The sequence below is a fragment of the Microcoleus sp. FACHB-68 genome, assembly GCF_014695715.1.
GTDB lineage: Bacteria > Cyanobacteriota > Cyanobacteriia > Cyanobacteriales > Oscillatoriaceae > FACHB-68.
Window position 1 is genome coordinate 324,322 of sequence record NZ_JACJOT010000008.1, and the last position, 17,637, is coordinate 341,958.

Genomic DNA, 17,637 nt, shown 5'->3' on the forward strand with positions numbered 1-17,637 from the left:
CTACTCATCACTCAAAACTGAGATTTTAGAACTTTCGACCTTACCAGTTAATTTGTTATGGCTGAGTCGTATCAACAAAGGGTGCGTTTGCCAGATTCCCCAGTTCCACAGAATTCAGCAACTCTTCCCAATTTTTTGCCACCGTTGCATCATCCGGTTCCAGCCGGCGTAACTCAGCGAGAGAGGAAACCGTATCGAACCAGATTGCCTCTCTTGCATAAATACTCGGACGATCAATCGCCTTAGCACTCTCTAATTCCTGCAGGAGTTTAGGGCTAAGCTCAGAGCGTTTAATCCATCCCCCTCGGATAATACTCGCTTCCGGTGCATTATTCTGACAGAGCAATGAAAAAGACCAATAGTAGTTTTTGCCAACTTCTAGCGGTGGTGCGCCTTCCGGCATACTGACGCTAATCACTCCAGGCGTTCCAGTCAGACTAAAAGTTGTCTGATAAACTTCCTTTTCATTTTCTTCATTATTAGCGTCTGTAAACTCAGACAGCGTAAACTCCATCGGGAGTGAGATCGTTGCCGGCACATACAAATAGAATTTAGGCAAAGCTGATGCCGTTAACCCAGCATTTGTTTGAGGGCTTAGAGCAGTGATTTGCTCAGAACCATTGGGACAAGGGCCACGCACACCGCCGCCTTCTTGCCGGCCTCCTGGCAGTCCTGTACTCGGTGGGTTAAACGCATTCCAATTCCCTCCTACTCCTTGACCTTGAGCATTTGCATCTGGCTGCGATATCTGTGCCTGCACCAGAGTTGGGAAACTGGAGGTTGCAGCAAGTCCAAAGGACAGGGCTAACGACAATGGAAGCAAATAGAGAAAAGACTTCTTCCTAGCCATAATATACCAGTCTTCTGGTGAGTCGAGTAACTTTACAAGACGGCTGCATAGGAGCTTGAGTTCCTACACAGCCGTAGAATCAATGTACTCAATACTAACTCGCTTGAGACGGATAAGCATCAAGAAAAAAGTGCCCAGTTCTGAGTCCTGAGTCCTGAGTCCTGAGTGAGAGAGTAAAGAAAAAAGTGATCAGTTCTGGGTTCTTAGTCTTGAGTGAGAGAGTAAAGAGACAAATTCTGAGTGCTGAGTGCTAAGTGCTGGGTTAGACAGTAAACCGATAGAGATTGCCGAGGCTGCAATTTTTGCTGGCTCTTGAAGGATAAATTGAGTTGCCTTCCAAAGCGAGAGACAGCTCACCAGACGTTTTGACCGGCGCATCAAGAAACAATTATTCAAAAATCGGTTACTTTTAACAGGTTCGTTACGATACTACTAATTATCATCTACCATAACTTACCCACCCTATTCAAGATGGCTCCCGATTCCCCAGTTTCCCCCCCGACACAAAATCCCTGGTTACGCACGATTAGACCTCATGCAGCCTATGCGCTGCACGGTATGGCATTTGTTGAAGATGCACTGATAGCCATAGATTCAGCGCGCGGCCATTTGCTCCAGATTGATTGCACAAACGAAAACACCACCATTCTTAATCCCTATCAGGCGGCAGATTTTATCGATGCCACCGGCTTGGCGGTATGGGAGGATACCCTTTGGTTTACCCTTGACGAAAGTGTGTACTTCTGCAAGTTAGGTGAGTTTACACCGCAACATTTTGTGACCTTGCCTTACCTCGCTAATGGCGTGGCAGTGTGGGGTTCAACCGTTTATGTTACCTGCCAAAAAGCCGGCTACATTCTGGTTTTTAATCGCAACACCGGCAAGCAAATTACCAAATTCGACGCCCCTGGTATTGGAATCGAGAATATTACAGTGCGGGAAGAAGAACTTTGGCTGTGCGACACCAGCGAGCAAAGCGTATACTGCTTAGATCGGGGCACCGGCCAGGTTCGCTTTAGTGTGTTGACGCCCTTTGAATCTCCCACCGGCTTAGCATTTCATGCGAACCCCGAAACCGGCCAAGATATTCTTTATGTGGCCTACGCCGGCGAAGAAGCTTATATCCGGGACGATCCCAACTCACCTGATCCTCATCAGCTAACATTTCGAGACCGCACCTTCATTCATCCGCTTTACGTTCACTATGACGAAGCCGGTCGTTACGCCCTCTCCAATGGCTATCTGATCGAGATGTCTTATGTAGAGGAAATGGCCCCCTTAGACGAGGTCAGTGTAGACAATTTAGAATGGCGCATCGCCCTGCCGTCTAACACGCACCGGCAAAAAGTCAGATCCATCGAAGCCGTCGGGTTGCCCTTCACCGAAGAAATTCAAGATGGCGAACGGGTTGCCGTGTTCAAATTTGACACCCTCAAACCCAACGAAGCCCGTATATTTGGTTGGAAAGCTTTGCTGGAAGTCCACAGCATTAAGTATCGCCTGACGCCCCGCGATGTTGAAAACGCGCCCGAAATGCCGCCAACTTATCCCGCGCTTTATCTGGTGGATAATGACAACTTGGCAATGGATACTGAAATGGTTCGCCTAGCTGCCGGTGAAGCAATTGGTACAGAAACCAATTTGCTGCGGAAAGTGCTAAGCATTCGGGATTACGTCTACGACAAGCTATCCTATGGCATTAAACCTTACATTGACACCCCCGATGTGGCCCTAGAACGCGGTGTTGGTTCCTGTGGGGAATATGTGGGAATCTTACTGGCCCTAATGCGCCTGAATGGCATTGCTTGCCGAACGATCGGGCGCTACAAATGCCCAGCCTATGCTGACCGGCTATTAGTACCCCTGATGCCAGACTTTAATCATGTGTGGTTAGAGTTCTACGCACCCGGATTTGGCTGGTTGCCTATGGAATCCAATCCCGATGATATCCAAGAACAAGGCCCATACCCGATGCGATTTTTCATGGGGTTGGCTTGGTATCACATTGAAATTGGGAAAGGAATCCGCTTTGCCACGCTGACGCAATACGGGCAGCCGGTGGACAAAGAAAACGTTTCCATTGGCGATCTTGCCATCAATCACGTCCGGTTCAAAATCTTAGAAGAACTGATGCCGGCAGGAAACTGAGTCAAGAAGTTGGAGAATGCCGGCAGGAAAAGCGTTTCTCCTGCCGGCAGCGCCGAACCCGCTAAAATCCTAGTCTTTTCGCCATCGGTTTCTATCTCCCCATCAGCCACTGAGCAAGGCTTCCACAAACTCATAGCTGGAAAAGGGGCGCAAGTCTTCAATGCCTTCGCCGGCACCGATAAACCGGATGGGCAAACCGAGCTGTTTCACGACAGCCAGGGCAATGCCCCCTTTAGCACTTCCGTCCAGTTTTGTCAAGACTACCCCACTCAACTGGGCGGCTTGTGCGAACACTTCGGCTTGCCGCAGACCGTTTTGGCCCAAAGTTGCATCCAAAACAAGTAGGGATTGAATCTTGGCATTGGGGGCTTTTTTATCGATAATCCGCCGAATCTTACTGAGTTCCTCCATCAGGTTCTTCTTGTTCTGGAGGCGACCTGCCGTGTCTACCAGTAGCAGTTCCGTCCCCCGCGCTTGAGCTGCTGCAATAGCGTCAAACACGACTGCTGCGGGGTCAGTGTTTTGCCCTGGATTGGCAATCACGTCAACTTCACTGCGCTGGCCCCAAATCTTCACCTGTTGGACGGCTGCGGCGCGGAAGGTATCAGCGGCGGCAATCAAGCATTTATAACCGGATTTCTGGCCGATGTGGGCAATTTTGCCGATGGTAGTTGTTTTACCGGCACCATTAACCCCGGTGATTAACCAGATATTCAGCTCGTCTTTTTCCGGGGCAAAGGTGGGATTGTAAGACTTGCCGGTGGGCTGGTCTAGCATATCGCGCAAAATTGTTTTCAGATAGGCAATCGCCTCCTCTGGGTTCAGCGCTTCCTCTCGCAACTTTTTCTGGAGGGCGTTAATAATGTAATCGGTCGCCTCCACCCCAACGTCTGCTTGCAACAGCAGCGACTCAATTTCCATCACCCCAGCTTGATTCAGTGGGCCTTGACCCACAATTGCCTTGAGCTGGTTAATTAAGCTGCGACGGGTTTTATCTAAACTTTGCCGCAGTTTTTTGAGCCAAGTGATTTCTTCGATAGAAATGTCTTCAGGACGCCGGCCTTGAGAGGCCAAAATTTCTGCTGACCAGAGGAAACCCTCGTCAAAGACAAAATCGGTAACATCTTCAGTTTGGACAGCCGCCGGTTTGACAATTTCCGGTTCCGTTGAGTCAACCGCTGAGGCTTTGAGCCGTTCCAGTCGGGCTTGCCGGTCTGCTTCTGCCCTGGCCCACAATGGCAGTGGTGAGTCCTGAGTCCTGAGTTCTGAGTCCTGAGTGGTAAGTTCTGAGTCCTGAGTCCTGAGTTCTGAGTCCTGAGTGCTAAGTGCCGGCTCAGTCGTGGGTTCTTCCTCAGTGATCAGGGCCGGCTCAACCTGTTCAGTCACTTCGCCGGCTGCTGCACTTTCGGCGGCGGTTTCTGTGAGGACGGCTGGTTCCTCTGCTATCGGTTCCTCTGCTGCGATTTCAGGCGCTGCCGGCGTTTCTTCTGCGGCGAGTGCCGGCTCAGCAATCGGGGCTGTTTCCGGTTCTGCTGCCGGTTCAACCTGTTCAGCCACTTCGCCGGCTGCTGCGCTTTCGGCGGCGGTTTCTGTAAGGGTGGCGGGTTCTTCGGCTGTCTGCGCTTCCTCAGTTTGGGTGCCGGCAACCAAGTTGAGATCCTCAGCCGGCGCAACTGCCGGTGTCGGATCAGCCGTTTCTGGTGCTGCCTCGGCTGGGGTTGCCGTTTCCGCTTCTACTCCCTGCTGTTGCTTCTGAATATTTTTGTAAGCTGCCTTCGCCCAGTTGAGGTAATCCGCTGCCACCTCTGGTGATTGCTGCTCAGTTGATGCGGATTCTGAAGCAGATTCAGCAGATTCTACTTCAGGCTGAGTGGCAGCCGGTTGAGACTGCTCCTCTTCTTTTTCGTCAGATTTCTCACTAAACTGGCGGCGGAACCAATTAAACACCATTACCCTTTTCCAAAATGCTGCCGGCGATGTTGATTTTCAATTTTAGATTGTCGGCTGTCAGTTCGTTACCAGCTCAAGGGTGGCGGAAACCCGCCCCTAGCCACTAACGCTTGACGGTTACTGATTTTTCGTGATCCCTTTGGTTGCGTCAGACACCCGGCGCAACACACCATTGATAAATCGGTGTCCGTCGTCGCCGCTGTAGCGTTTGGCAATTTCCACTGCTTCGTTAATGGCAACTTTGTCAGGAACCCCCAGAAACTGCATTTCTACCACCGCGATCCGCAAGATATCTTGGTCAATGCGGGCCAAGCGATTTAACTGCCAATCTACCAGTGCTTCTGAGAGGATGCCATCGATTTGCTGCCGGCGCTCGCTCAGCACGCTGAGAATCTCTAGGGTGTAGGCGCGGACTTCTTTTTGGTTGGCAAGCTGGATAAATTCTGGAAGTTCCAACGCCATCCCCAGCCGGTTAATCGCTGTTTGGCCCAGTTCAACGGCTTCTTTAACCATCACTCTGGCACCTTCGACTTCGGTGGTGCGGGTTTCGCTGCTCAACAGGCGATCGCTGCTTCGTTTCAGTTCTCCTGCAGCGGTTTCGAGTACGTCATGAACTTCTGTCGTTAGGGTACGCACAGCCGCTAATACCACATCTTGTAACTGCTGCGCTGCTAATTTTTCTAAATTGGCACTCAGCTGGCTCTGGCTTAGCAAAGCCAGTTCACGGGAAATTCTTCGAGCTTGCATGACGGCTAACCTTGACCTTTTTTCCTAATTTTTATATATCTTCTTCTGCCGGTATCGGCTGCCGTCGCCCCTCAAAGCGCAATGGTTCCAGTTTTCTGTCTGGGGCGTTAGCCAAAGAACAGGCGATGATTGAGGAGCTTGGACTGACAATTCCACCGGAAATGACCACTTTAAAAGCATCTTCTATGGACATCGAGAGGTTAATCGCCTCTTCTTCTGGGACAATTGCGTACCAGCCGGTGGTGGGATTTGGCGTGGTTGGGATGAAAACGCTGAGCATGGAGCCGGACAAGTGAGACTGAATATCGGTGCTGAGCGTCCCTGTGACAAACGCCAGCGCCCATATACCCTTGCGGGGATACTCCACCAAGATCACGCGGCGAAACTTGCTGTTAGAATCCTTTAGGAGCGTTTCTAGGAGCTGTTTGAGAGTTTTATAAACCGAGCCGGCGAGTGGGATGGCTTGTAGGAGGCGCTCACCGAAATCGAGCAGCCACCGCCCCACAAAGTTGCGAGCCATCAAGCCGATCAATAGGATACTCAGCAATGGTACAGCCAGTCCCACCACTAAATTCAGCACATTGACCAAGATGGGATGCAAACCATCAAAGGGATTAATCTGCTTGGGAATGCGGGTGAGAAAGTTGATCACCCAGTTAGCGATGGTAATTGTCAGCCAGATGGTCGTCGCTAGGGGAATCACCACCAGCAGACCGGCAATTAGATCATTCTTTAAGTCCTGCATGAAGCGCTGGGTCACAGATAGCCTACTCTCCTTGAACTGGCTGTGGAAATTATGGCACTCCCAACTAAGCGCTAGGAGTTGCTGGCGGCATGATCAATGAGATTTTCAACCCAACACCCCGGTGGGGCGAACTGCCAGCGATTCTGCCTTACCGGGCTTTACACGCACCTGTCTCTACTGAGTGGGAGTGGCTGGGAGCTCTACTCATTATTGTGTCAGATTTGTAAAGAACTGTTTCAAATCTATTAAACCCTAAGTCGCATCGCTGCCTCTGGCTGAATCAGCCCAATCTTACATAAAAATAATAACTAACTCGCTCCAGTCCTGAGACGAGGGCGATCCCTTCTATGTTTGAGGTTTGCTTACTGAGGGAAATGAGCAGATGACGAGCTATTTGGATAGCTTAAAATAATTAGTATCAAATTTAACATTAATTTTGATACCGCCGATCTCGGTTAAGCTTGTGGCTCAGAGAGCGCTCTGGCCGAATCAGCGTTGGACTCTTCAGCAGATGGAGTTTTTGGGTCAAGTGTGGGAACCGGCAGATTCTCCATTTCCCAGACTTTCAGCAAAATTAGGTATTCGTAAAAAGCTTGCAAGGTGCACCAGGCAAAGCCGGCCCTGCCATCGAGAAAACCACCCAGCAGGAAATACATATAGAGAAAGCGCAGCAAGGGTCTGAAGGGTAAGCGCAGGGACAAATCTTTGAGGGCGCGGCGTCTGGCGACTTCCGAGTGCCCCAGGACTAAATCCCGTAAACTGACGCTGCCTTTCTCTAGCTGGCGCAGGGTTTCAGCGGCTTCATCGGTGGAGTAGCGGTTATGTTTTTCAATCCACCGGCTCAAACCTTTACTGCAAGTGTAATGGGGGTAAGTTTCTGTGATAAAGCCGGTGGGTCCCTCGCACACTTCTCTTTCGGTATGTCCGTAGTCACTGAACCAGACTTTGTCTTTACGGAATAGCCGCATTTGATAGCGCGGATACTGGGTGCTGCGCCGAATCCACCGATCCATGAAGATAACTTGCTCAGCCACGTAGTAACCGATGTATTCCTCTGTCTTCGTGGCTTCCAGGCATTCTTGAAACAGTGCCGGTGTCATTCGTTCGTCGGCTTCAAGAATATAAACCCATTCATACTTTGTCGGAACAGATTGCAGCATCCAAGTTCGTTGCTTTCCGTGAGTTTCAAACGGGTGCTGCACTAAGCGCACAGGATAGCGGTGGGCAATTTCAACGGTGCGATCCCGACTAAACGAATCCACCACGATAATATCATCCGACATTAGGGCTGATTCAATGCAAGCCGCAATATCAATTTCTTCGTTGTAGGTGAGGATATAAATAGAAAACATTTCTGGGAAGCGCGTGAGGAGCAACGAAGGAATAATTAAGCCTTAAAAATTAAAAATTAAAAAAGAAAAGTTACGTGATCATTTTTTAATTTTTAATTTTGTGGGTTTAACTTCTTCCTTAAGAAAGCGAATGTCTAAAGGAGCGATCCAAGGGTTGATTAACGGGGTGCGTTTTTGCGCCGGCCTACTTTGACATAGCCTAAGTTTTTTAATCCAGTCCAGCCTATGGCCATATAGCCAAATGCCAAAAGCAAACTGCTAATGCCGGTTTGCAATCCAGATTTTAACGAAGTCAGTTTCGTTTGTTCTTCAAGTTGCTGCCGATTGCCCCGAATTCGGCTCAGTTCCCGATTGCTAAGGGTTTCAGCATTGAATTGTTGCTGAACAAATTGGTCAATCGCCTGGGGATCTTGCTTAAATCTCTGAAGTAAATCTGCTTGCTCTTTAGGAACGCGACCGCTTTTAATCGCTTCATCAAGTTTCTGTGGGTCTTTGACGAGTTCGGCTAACTGGGTTTTGACGAGTGTTTGTTGCTTTTCAATTTCCTTTTGGATTTCGGCGTTACTGACTTGACTGGTGACTTGGAGTTCAGCTTGGTCTGCACGGCTCGTAATTTGACCGAGTTTTTCATTCCTGTCAAGACGAACATTGTTGAGATGCAGGGGAAATAGCAATAAGAAAAGCAGTCCCAACAAGCTAGAAAGCACTAAGCTCCAAAATTTTATGTCGAGAAAAGGTTTGCGGTTGGAAGGCGATCCGCCGCCGGCGTTGCTCTCAATCCCATAGCCGGCGAAAATCAGGCCCAAACCTACCATCGGGAGAATTCCCCGCTCGACGATCTGGCTGGTGAAGGCCATCTGCCAGGGTCTGTCTAGGAAGTTGGGCGGAAACAGCACAATCGCACAGTCAAGCAGATAAGCCACGATTAAGATTGTGCCAACAATCGTGAGCGTTCGAGCGGCTATGGAGGAAGGTTGACGGCTATCAATCATAGAATTCTCAGCTTTGTTGCTTGTTGTCTACTTCAAAGTTACCGGATTGCTCTAAAAAAATTCCCGTGTCTAATAGAAATGACACATCTAGTTGGGAAAACCGGCAAGAAAATGGGGGAGAGGGGGATAGGAAAGAGATTTTCTCCCCTTGATTGCCCCAGAAAAGCTTAGAAAGGTTTGTCAGGCAATGATCGGCGGTGGATTGATCAACTTTTTTGCTGCCGGCGATACCAGCGTGCTAGGCGAGTGGGTGCTACGCCTAGGAAATAGCTAATAATCACCAGTTGGTTAATCAATGTGGTTTTCACTACCCCAAGTTTCTGCCACCGGCGTCCCGATGTCAGCACCGGCATCGCTACAATGTTAATCTTTCCCAGCCGTCGCAGCCGGCGCATCATTTCAAAATCTTCCATAATCGCCATTTCTGGAAAGCCGCCGACGCGCTTAAACACCTGTGCCGGCATAAAAATCGCCTGATCGCCGTAGGGCATCCCAAACCACCGTGAACGCCAATTCACGCCGGTTTCAATGAAGCGCAGCCCCCTGTGTTCGCCGTCAATTCGCAATTCAAAGGCACCGGCGATGGTGTCTGAGTTGGAGAGTGTTTCTGTAATTACTTTGTCAAACCCTGGGGGCAGTTGGGTGTCGCCGTGGAGAAATAGCAAAATGTCGCCGGTGGCGATGGCTGCACCGGCATTCATTTGAGCCGCACGACCGGCTGGGGGGTAAATTACTTTTACACCCATCGATCTGGCCAAATCGTCTGTGCCATCCTCACTGCCGCCGTCGGCGACAATAATTTCTACTTGGGTGGATAATTGAGCGGTTCTCAGGGTTTTCTCAAGGGTGCCGGTCTCATTTAATACCGGCACGATGATGGAAATTTTGGGTGTTACGTGCTTGAAATTTGCAAATCGTTCGTCTAAAAGCGCTAAATCTTCTGGTCGATCTATATCGGCTCGCTGCGGCAAAAGGCTGTAGGATAACTGCAATTGATTGGCAATTGTCAAGGTTTGTTGCAAAACGCTGCTGGTGCCCCAGGTGATACCGGCGAACAAATCTGGGATAAATCGGCTTAATCCGATTAAATAATAGCCTCCGTCTTCTGCAGGGCCAAGAACTAAGTCGTGCCGGTGTAGTTCCTCAAAGGCATTGGCAAGCAGGGGGGGATCGATGCTGGGGCAATCTGTGCCAATGATCACGACTCGCTGGCTGCCGGTGGTGAATGCTTCTTGAAATGCCCTTGCCATGCGTTCACCGAGATCGCCTTCTCCTTGAAGTCGGCAGGTAATTTCTGCGCCTAACCAAGCTTGCATTTGCGCTTCTGTGGTGCCGGTAAATCGGATTTCTGTGGTGATCGAGCGGTTATTTGCGAGTTGTTTGACTTGGTTTAGGGTGTGTTCGGCGAGGTGCCGGTGTAGTTCGGCTGCTTTTTCTGATCCGAGGGCGGGGATGAGTCGGGTTTTGGTTTTTCCGGGTTCTGGATACCGGGTAAAGATGATTTGGTGTTCGCGACTGTTTTCTGTTGAGTTCACGGTTTATTTTTGACAGGAAGATTTGGGGGATTTTGTTTGGCCTTAAGTTTTTTAAGATTTAAAGTTTATTTCATTAGATTCCTGGCAAATTTAGATTTTTTTAACCGCAGATAATAGCGTAGGTTTCGGTATAGCCAGATGATAGCGCAGCGTGCCGGCAGGCATATACAGCTGAGGTCTATTATTCTATTTTTAATATTCAGTCATTATTTTGTTCTTTTCTAGAATGTGGTTAATTTTTTTATTTTTTGATTAAAAAGGTTTATTTCCTAAGGTTTTTATGTTACTATTTTTATAATGAAAATCTGTGCAAATTTTTGACAAATGCTGCTATCCCATTATGTAAATAATATCATGTCAATGCCTACTTTTATTATAAAAAATGTAAATATTTCTGCGCCGGCATACCTTGAACACCGGCATGACAGATAATTAGCTAACTCTAGACTAATTTTTAACCTTGGCTTCTGATTTAGAGCTGGCAAAAATTATAAAATCTTATGAAACTAGCGACGATTGCCTCTATTATTTATCCATTGCTTCTAATGACAAGCACAGGGCCGGTAAATGAACCGAATCACCGGCAAGCAGCAAAAACATTTGAGATTCAGCAGCGTTTTTTCCCAGCAGTACGGGAGCTATTTACCCAAATGTTACAGGAAAATCAAATAATTAGTAATCTTGCCGGCCCACGTAGTCGTGTCAGTCTTAATAATAGCTGGAAATTTTTGCGGGAGGATGTTAAAGGGGCGGAACTTCCTCGTTATAATGACGCTGGTTGGTCAGTTGTGAATTTGCCTCATACTTGGAATGCTGAAGATGCGTTTGATGAGGTTCCCGGTTACTATCGGGGTGCCGGCTGGTATCGCAAAACTTTGGAAATTGACAGTAATTTAAAAGGAAAAAATCTTTTTCTTTATTTTGAGGCAGTTAATCAAGTTGCTGATGTCTTTGTGAATGGAAAACTGGCTTGCCATCATGAAGGCGGTTATTCAGCCTTTGCTTGTGAAGTAACAGATTTGGTAAACTTTGGCGGGGAAGCCGGTGGTAATACCATTGCGATTAAAGCAGATAACAGTTTTAACGAGAATATTGCCCCACTTTCAGCAGATTTTACATTTTACGGCGGCATCTACCGGGATGTGTGGCTGATCGCAACTGAGCCTTTACATATCAATGTTTTGGACTTTGCCTCGCCGGGAATTTATATAGATACGCCTACGGTTTCTGAGGAACGCGCAACGGTACGAATTCGAGGAACGGTTGTTAATAGCACAGCCGAAAACAAACAGGTGCGAGTTAAAAATACGATAACAGATGCCAGGGGGAAAACGGTTGCTTCTTTGGAGTCTTCTGTTAACGTGCCGACAAACGGAAAAACTACGTTTGAACAGCTTAGTGAATCTATTAATAATCCGCAACTTTGGTCAACGGATAACCCCTATCTTTACACAGTCGCTACGAATATCTATGACGGTGATAGCGTGGTAGACATCGTTGAAAACCCCCTCGGCTTTCGCTGGTTTTCTTTTGATGCAGAAAAGGGATTTTTTATCAACGGTAAACCTTTGAAACTGCAAGGAACGAACCGGCATCAAGATTACAAAGGCATGGGAAGCGCTGTCAGCAATGAAATTCACCGCAGCGATCTCCAGATGATCAAGGATATGGGGGCAAATTTCCTACGGTTAGCTCATTATCCTCAAGATCCGGTAGTCTTGCAAACTGCAGATCAGCTTGGTTTAATTATATGGGAAGAAATTCCCTTAGTTAACTATATTACTCCGTCTCAAGCATTCACCGAAACAAGCAAAGTGATGCTAACTGAAATGATTCGTCAGCATTATAATCATCCCTCGGTGCTGATGTGGGGTTATATGAATGAAATTTTCCTAAAAGGGCCAGAAAAGACACCAGAATACCAGCAAAAAACCTTAGAATTAGCTCAAATTTTAGAAAAATTGCTACGTCAAGAAGATCCAACAAGAACGAGTGTAATGGCAATGCACCGCATCCCACTTTACAATGAAGCTGGTATCGCAGATGTCCCCCAAGTGGTTGGTTGGAATATCTATGCCGGCTGGTATAGTGGCGTATTTACAGATTTTGGAAAATTTCTAGATAACCAACACGAAAAGTTTCCTAGCCGGCCTATAATTGTCAGTGAGTACGGCGCTGACAGTGACTCAAGGTTGCATTCCTTAAATCCTCAGCGAAGAGATTTTACTGCGGAATATCAACGCAGGCTCCACGAAAGTTATTTACAGCAAATAGAAGCGCGAGCTTTTGTTGCCGGCAGTTCTTTATGGAATCAATTTGATTTCGGTGTTGAAGATCGCGGCGGTTCTATCCCTCATCTTAACCAAAAAGGTATCCAAACCTTTGACCGGCAACCCAAAGATATCTACTTTTTTTATCAAGCCAAATTCTCTAAAAACCCAGTTATTTATATCGCAACGCGCGAATGGTTGCAACGTTCAGGAAGCGCACAAGCAGCCGGTAAAATAAATATAGAAGAATCCCAAAATTCTCAACTGCCGGCAAAAAGTTCACTTTCCACAGTCCAGCCGGTGGAAGTTTACTCAAACTACCCAAAAGTCGAACTGTTTGTCAATAATCAATCTTTAGGAATGAAGGAAATCGACAGTAGCCGGCAGGCAACTTGGGATGTACCTTTTCAAAATGGCATCAATGTTATTAAAGCCTGTGGATTTCAAAATAATTCTTTTTCTAAAGAAGAAACTTGCGACCGCGTTGAGATAAACTTTAATGAGCAACCTTTAAATCTTGCCGATCCATTGCTTCCATTTAAAGAACTAGCCGTGAATGCCGGCTCTGATGCTCAATTTATCGATGATAATGGCATAATTTGGGAGCCAGATCAAGAATATCAACCAGGAAGCTGGGGATATATAGCCGGTGAAAAAACACCGCCAGCAGAAGTTGAAAACATTCGAGGCACAACCGCAGATCCGCTTTATCAAATGATGCGAACCGGCACGCATCGTTATCGATTTGATGTGCCGGATGGAGAGTATGAAATCGAATTACTTTTTGCAGAAAGATTGCTAAAAGAAGCCAATCAACGCGTATTTAATGTTAAAATTAATAATCAGATCCTCCTAGATAATCTGGACTTATTCAAACAATACGGAATGTTTCAAGCAGTGAATCAAACCTTTAAACTAAAAGCTGTTGAAGGAAAGGGAATTGAAATTCAATTGATAGCAGGGATAGGAGAGCCGGTAATGAGTGGAATTCGGGTTCGTCGGCTGCCTTAATTCGTCATTGATTTCTAATTTTTATTTTGATTAAATTACAGAAAAGATTACTCACTAAACAGTTTAAAAAAGACAGCCAAGTCTTCCATTGGCAGGCACCCACATAGTGAGAGGGAAATGGAGAGAAATCCCCATTCCCTATGCTCCCGTTCTATATCAAAATGGCATTTGGATGAAGGTGATAAACAGCAACCGGCTCATCAATTCCTTTCAACTGTAACTGAGACGCTTGCCCAACGTAATCTTTAACCAGCGCGGCGGCATTCGGATCTTCTAAAAAGGTGCCGGTGACGGCGATATCATTGCCGTGGCTGGTAGCTTGCACACGCGCTGCAGTGTTGACAGTGGTGCCAAAATAGTCAGGGCGACCGTTAAGATTAACACTAATACACGGGCCGACTTCTATGCCAATTTTGAGAATCAACTCGTCTTCTGGTGGCAGTTGTAACTGCCGATTTAACTGGGCGAGTTGCTGATGCATAATGATCGCAGCCTGTAAAGCATCTGCCGGCTCCGTAAAGGCTGCCATAATCGCATCACCGATGGTTTTAACCACCACTCCATTGCACTCGTCTACGACGGTAAATAAGTGATCAAAATGGTGCCGTACCAAACTATAAGCCACTGTATCTCCGCGTCGGGAATAAAGTGCAGTTGAGCCGGCCAGATCAGTAAACAAAATCGCCACCCGCCGCACAATCAAACTCTCATTCGGTGGAATTGTTTCGCGGGGAAATAGGTTGCGAAAAGTTTGCAAAGTTAACAGCCGGTGGCCAGAAACTACGCCATACTGAGTATCAATTTTGCCCCTAAACTCTGGATCATCTGCCGATAAATCGAGTTGGCGCAGGCGATCATCAATGCTGAAAGTCACTCGCACAGCTCGATCTGCATCTGTCAGCGCCGATTGACGACAGCCAGGACAAGTGTGATGAGTGTGTAATTCACCCAACCCTTTAATGCTAAGATCAATGCCTCCACAGTGAGCGCATCGAATGTCCCAATTAAGCGTAACAATCCCTTCCTTAAGCGCAAATACTAAAAGTCGCAGCGTTTGCTGCTCGCTCAATTGCAACCGATCAGCAATCCGGCGGGGATTGGCGTGATACAATTCTCGGCTGTCCTCCGCCTGTAAAAAAGTTTTTAGCCGGCCTAACACCTCTGGAGTGATGCCATAAGCAGCTAAGGGATCTGTAGCTTGTGAGAAATTCCGAACCGACTGCCTGCCCCAATTACCCAGCTTTGCAAACGGGTGTCCGTGTTGTTGAAAAAAGTTCAGCATGGTCAGGTCTATCTCCTACCTTGCATTTTGCAGATTTTATCTGGTATTCGACTTTTTTGGTCAAATGCAACCCGCTTAAGCACACTTTAACAAATCTGCTGTGATGAAATTTAATGGCTCTAAATTTCCCCGCTAAATGCTTTTATAATGACTGGTGCCGACTTCTAAGCCGGCGGCTGCCGATTTTAACTTTACACATATAAAAAAATCCCCCAAACTAAGGCGGGGGATTTTTTTTGGAACTCAAGAGAAAGATTGCAAGAAAATCAAGCCATTCACTTAAACTCCCACAAGCATCTAGTTCCTTTTGAGGAGACTGATTGCCCTTTTGATGTGAGTGGCAGCCTGCTGAAACAAGCTCTAAAATCAAGCCAACAATTACTGTTCGCTTTCAATGTAGATAAACAGCAGACCCATCACTACAGCAGGCATCAACCAGGTCACTACAGGAATCAGAATCCAGGGCAGGTACGAAGCTGCGTATGCACCTGTCATATTAAATTCTCCTATCTAAAGTTACAGGGTTTCCGAGAGGAATCTTACTGTACCTTGTACCTAAGATTCTTCCCTCTCAAGATTCTTAACAAAAAAGGATCTGAATGCATGACATTCCGATCCCAATTTGTCAAATAATAGCCGCCTCTAGGAAGGCTGACCATCAAAGAGCCAGAAAGCGACTCGCAAATGAGATTGACTGCCGGCGCAAGTTGGAACAGGACGCCATCAGTGTGAAGGTGGCCCATCCAACCCAAAGAAGGTCTAGCTATTAACCAAACCCCGGAAAATCGCATCCACACCAGAGAAATTCTCTAGCAGGAAGTAGGCAACGAAAGCGCCACCCACAGCACCCAGGAAGAAGCCGGCAGTAAGCTGGCTCCAGCCTTCTGCAGTTTTCAAAGGATTGGGAGCTTGAGGATTTTCGCCTGGATAGCCACTGTCCTGTTGGAAAGAAACGATGCCATAGAGGGACATCCCAGCCGTCGCGATTAAAATCAAACTCAGGGTTGAAATTAATCCGCCTAGATTGGCTGCCTCTTTGTAATCACGCAAAGGACCCAATGCAACCCACGGCCCTACCAGGAAATAACCGTGAGCCAGACCAATTTCCAGACCCCGTTGGATCGCAGAAATGCCTTTACGGTAGGCTGGTAAATTACCAATGAAAGCTTTACTGAAAGCAGAAGAGTTGATGGGAGTTTCGAGATTACCAACAAATGGGTCGCCATTAAACGGCTTGACCACTTCCATATCTCTAGGATCTGCCATGCTTAATTTTTCCTCCCTTTCTGAGAATCGGTAGAAGAACTTAAGCTCATATTCTAAGCAAGGAGGGGTTGCCTAATCGCAGAATTGGTTGTGAGCTTTAGAAAAGTTCATTAAACCGGCTGATGCAACTCGATTTTGTTACAAATTATAAATTTCAGTTGATTTTTCAATTTTTCAGTCAATGTTTTGTCAGGTAAAACCCGCACTTAACCGAGAGCTACCCCAAATTTCCGTGAAATGCTCCATTAATTTTTGTTAAACAGGCCAATGGGATTTGTTTGACCCCAAGCACAAACGAGGACAGAGCGAACGTCCTGATTGTGGCCATTGTGACTGGCAAAGGTAAGGCAGTGTGTGATGGAGTCAAACCCCATGAGCGATCCCTGTCTGCTGGCTATTGGGCTGTTAACCAAAAAACAAATGTTAGACTGCGCTCCACCGGCACCCCCCCGAACGCAGTTAGCAAGTCCATTTAAACTGTCCGATACCCTTGAGGGTGCAAAAGCAACAAAAACAGTCCCAACCGTTGAAATTAGCCCCCTGGAATTCAGCAAACCCGCCTTAAGTCTGCCGGTACTAGCGCTGCCGCCTTTGCCCCCAGCTACGGCCTTTTTACCGGAAAACTCGGCCTTTGAGAACCCCCCCACAGAGCTATCTGAGACGGCCATTCCCTTATCTCAATTTGCCAGCGTCACACCAGAAGCACCCCCTGAGTTGATGGCATTTTCTAGCAGCCGCAACCACAGACCTGTATCCGGTTCTCAGCTTTATCGCCAAAGATTAGCAGCGCTTAACTATGGCCAGACTTACACACGGTTGCCAAGTGATAGCTTTAGGTCATCCTGGGCAAATGCCAGTGAGCAACCGACTTATCAAGATTGGATACGTCTTCTAGAACAAGAAGCCAATGCCCTGGCAAAAGGACAAGGTGGCAATTCTCTCGCCGTCTTGGTAGGAGATTCTCTGAGTATGTGGTTTCCCCCAGAAGGACTGCCAGTCGGTCGGTTGTGGCTCAATCAAGGCATTTCTGGAGATACTGCCGGTGGCATTTTAAACCGGCTAGACACCCTTTCCCAAACCAGAGCCGGTAGCATTTACATCATGGCCGGCATCAACGACTTACGCCGGGGAGAGAGCGATGAAGATTTACTCTGGAATTCCCGCCAGATTGTGCGTCGCCTGCGCCAAGATCACCCCCAAGCGCAAGTAATCGTGCAATCGATTCTGCCCACTCGGCTTGCGGCGATTCCCAGCAGCCGGATTCGTAAACTTAACGAGCAGTTGGCGGAGATTGCCCAACAAGAAGGCGCGAGGTACTTGGACATTTACACTTACTTTACGGATGAGGGAGGAAATTTACGCCGGGAATTAACCACAGACGGCTTGCATCTAAATCCTCGTGGCTATGGAGTCTGGCGGTGGGCGCTGCAAAAAGCGGAATCGTGGATTGCCCTAAATCGAGTGCCCTGAGACAAAATTGCCGGCAGAG

15 protein-coding genes are annotated in these 17,637 nt (G+C 47.5%); 4 read left to right on the forward strand and 11 right to left on the reverse strand.

Annotated features, from left to right (window positions below; all coding sequences use genetic code 11):
- Positions 1–55: 55 nt before the first annotated feature.
- On the reverse strand, positions 56–850 hold the full coding sequence (locus tag H6F73_RS10445; protein WP_190758712.1) for a DUF928 domain-containing protein: 795 nt from the start codon (positions 848–850) through the stop codon (positions 56–58).
- A gap of 471 nt (positions 851–1,321) precedes the next feature.
- On the opposite strand from H6F73_RS10445, the gene H6F73_RS10450 reads away from it, so the two are divergent.
- Positions 1,322–2,998 carry a transglutaminase domain-containing protein gene (locus H6F73_RS10450; RefSeq protein WP_190758713.1) on the forward strand — a complete coding sequence of 559 codons (1,677 nt, stop codon included), beginning with the start codon at positions 1,322–1,324 and terminating at the stop codon, positions 2,996–2,998.
- On the opposite strand, the gene H6F73_RS10455 is transcribed toward H6F73_RS10450, so the two are convergent.
- The 4 genes from H6F73_RS10455 to H6F73_RS10470 all read right to left on the reverse strand — a co-directional run bounded on the left by H6F73_RS10455 (position 2,950) and on the right by H6F73_RS10470 (position 6,455).
- Positions 2,950–3,108 carry a hypothetical protein gene (locus H6F73_RS10455; protein WP_190758714.1) on the reverse strand — a complete coding sequence of 53 codons (159 nt, stop codon included), beginning with the start codon at positions 3,106–3,108 and terminating at the stop codon, positions 2,950–2,952. The two genes, H6F73_RS10450 and H6F73_RS10455, sit on opposite strands and share 49 nt — an antisense overlap.
- The gene (gene ftsY / locus H6F73_RS10460) at positions 3,101–4,948 is read right to left on the reverse strand and encodes a signal recognition particle-docking protein FtsY (protein WP_190758715.1); all 1,848 of its coding nucleotides are present in this window, start codon (positions 4,946–4,948) and stop codon (positions 3,101–3,103) included. The genes H6F73_RS10455 and ftsY overlap by 8 nt, the downstream gene beginning before the upstream one ends.
- Before the next feature lie 117 nt (positions 4,949–5,065).
- Positions 5,066–5,695, reverse strand: coding sequence for a transcription antitermination factor NusB (gene nusB / locus H6F73_RS10465; RefSeq protein WP_190758716.1), 630 nt, complete (start codon positions 5,693–5,695; stop codon positions 5,066–5,068).
- Between the two features lie 31 nt (positions 5,696–5,726).
- Positions 5,727–6,455, reverse strand: a complete 729-nt coding sequence (locus H6F73_RS10470; RefSeq protein WP_347239514.1) for a DUF502 domain-containing protein — start codon at positions 6,453–6,455, stop codon at positions 5,727–5,729.
- A gap of 74 nt (positions 6,456–6,529) precedes the next feature.
- Here H6F73_RS10470 and H6F73_RS10475 point away from each other — a divergent pair, with 74 nt between their 5' ends.
- Positions 6,530–6,667, forward strand: a complete 138-nt coding sequence (locus H6F73_RS10475; RefSeq protein ID WP_190758717.1) for a hypothetical protein — start codon at positions 6,530–6,532, stop codon at positions 6,665–6,667.
- 228 nt (positions 6,668–6,895) lie between these two features.
- On the opposite strand, the gene H6F73_RS10480 is transcribed toward H6F73_RS10475, so the two are convergent.
- The 3 genes from H6F73_RS10480 to H6F73_RS27255 form a co-directional block, all read right to left on the reverse strand.
- A complete protein-coding gene (locus tag H6F73_RS10480; RefSeq protein ID WP_190758718.1) occupies positions 6,896–7,792 on the reverse strand; it encodes a glycosyltransferase family 2 protein in 897 nt (298 codons plus the stop codon).
- A gap of 158 nt (positions 7,793–7,950) precedes the next feature.
- Positions 7,951–8,784: an HpsJ family protein gene (locus tag H6F73_RS10485; RefSeq protein WP_190758719.1), complete on the reverse strand. Its 834-nt coding sequence runs from the start codon at positions 8,782–8,784 to the stop codon at positions 7,951–7,953.
- Between the two features lie 206 nt (positions 8,785–8,990).
- Entirely contained in the window at positions 8,991–10,319 is a 1,329-nt protein-coding gene (locus H6F73_RS27255; RefSeq protein WP_190758720.1) for a TIGR04283 family arsenosugar biosynthesis glycosyltransferase, read from the reverse strand.
- A gap of 500 nt (positions 10,320–10,819) precedes the next feature.
- Here H6F73_RS27255 and H6F73_RS10495 point away from each other — a divergent pair, with 500 nt between their 5' ends.
- Positions 10,820–13,600, forward strand: coding sequence for a glycoside hydrolase family 2 TIM barrel-domain containing protein (locus H6F73_RS10495; protein ID WP_190758721.1), 2,781 nt, complete (start codon positions 10,820–10,822; stop codon positions 13,598–13,600).
- A gap of 151 nt (positions 13,601–13,751) precedes the next feature.
- Here the strand turns inward: H6F73_RS10495 and H6F73_RS10500 are convergent, their stop codons facing one another.
- The 3 genes from H6F73_RS10500 to H6F73_RS10510 all read right to left on the reverse strand — a co-directional run bounded on the left by H6F73_RS10500 (position 13,752) and on the right by H6F73_RS10510 (position 16,148).
- The gene (locus tag H6F73_RS10500) at positions 13,752–14,882 is read right to left on the reverse strand and encodes an adenylate/guanylate cyclase domain-containing protein (RefSeq protein ID WP_190758722.1); all 1,131 of its coding nucleotides are present in this window, start codon (positions 14,880–14,882) and stop codon (positions 13,752–13,754) included.
- Positions 14,883–15,260: 378 nt separating this feature from the next.
- Complete coding sequence (locus tag H6F73_RS10505) at positions 15,261–15,377, reverse strand: photosystem I reaction center subunit VIII (protein ID WP_190758723.1); 117 nt, start codon at positions 15,375–15,377, stop codon at positions 15,261–15,263.
- Positions 15,378–15,641: 264 nt separating this feature from the next.
- Positions 15,642–16,148, reverse strand: a complete 507-nt coding sequence (locus tag H6F73_RS10510; RefSeq protein WP_190758724.1) for a photosystem I reaction center protein subunit XI — start codon at positions 16,146–16,148, stop codon at positions 15,642–15,644.
- Between the two features lie 372 nt (positions 16,149–16,520).
- Here H6F73_RS10510 and H6F73_RS10515 point away from each other — a divergent pair, with 372 nt between their 5' ends.
- Positions 16,521–17,618, forward strand: a complete 1,098-nt coding sequence (locus H6F73_RS10515; RefSeq protein ID WP_190758725.1) for an SGNH/GDSL hydrolase family protein — start codon at positions 16,521–16,523, stop codon at positions 17,616–17,618.
- Positions 17,619–17,637 lie beyond the last annotated feature (19 nt).

Excerpts from the sequence above, each read along its gene's own strand:
- H6F73_RS10445 (WP_190758712.1), bottom strand. The coding sequence starts at position 850 with ATGGCTAGGAAGAAGTCTTTTCTCTATTTGCTTCCATTGTCGTTAGCC.
- H6F73_RS10450 (WP_190758713.1), top strand. The coding sequence starts at position 1,322 with ATGGCTCCCGATTCCCCAGTTTCCCCCCCGACACAAAATCCCTGGTTA.
- ftsY (WP_190758715.1), bottom strand. The coding sequence starts at position 4,948 with ATGGTGTTTAATTGGTTCCGCCGCCAGTTTAGTGAGAAATCTGACGAA.
- nusB (WP_190758716.1), bottom strand. The coding sequence starts at position 5,695 with ATGCAAGCTCGAAGAATTTCCCGTGAACTGGCTTTGCTAAGCCAGAGC.
- H6F73_RS10475 (WP_190758717.1), top strand. The coding sequence starts at position 6,530 with ATGATCAATGAGATTTTCAACCCAACACCCCGGTGGGGCGAACTGCCA.
- H6F73_RS10480 (WP_190758718.1), bottom strand. The coding sequence starts at position 7,792 with ATGTTTTCTATTTATATCCTCACCTACAACGAAGAAATTGATATTGCG.
- H6F73_RS10485 (WP_190758719.1), bottom strand. The coding sequence starts at position 8,784 with ATGATTGATAGCCGTCAACCTTCCTCCATAGCCGCTCGAACGCTCACG.
- H6F73_RS10495 (WP_190758721.1), top strand. The coding sequence starts at position 10,820 with ATGAAACTAGCGACGATTGCCTCTATTATTTATCCATTGCTTCTAATG.
- H6F73_RS10500 (WP_190758722.1), bottom strand. The coding sequence starts at position 14,882 with ATGCTGAACTTTTTTCAACAACACGGACACCCGTTTGCAAAGCTGGGT.
- H6F73_RS10505 (WP_190758723.1), bottom strand. The coding sequence starts at position 15,377 with ATGACAGGTGCATACGCAGCTTCGTACCTGCCCTGGATTCTGATTCCT.
- H6F73_RS10510 (WP_190758724.1), bottom strand. The coding sequence starts at position 16,148 with ATGGCAGATCCTAGAGATATGGAAGTGGTCAAGCCGTTTAATGGCGAC.
- H6F73_RS10515 (WP_190758725.1), top strand. The coding sequence starts at position 16,521 with ATGAGCGATCCCTGTCTGCTGGCTATTGGGCTGTTAACCAAAAAACAA.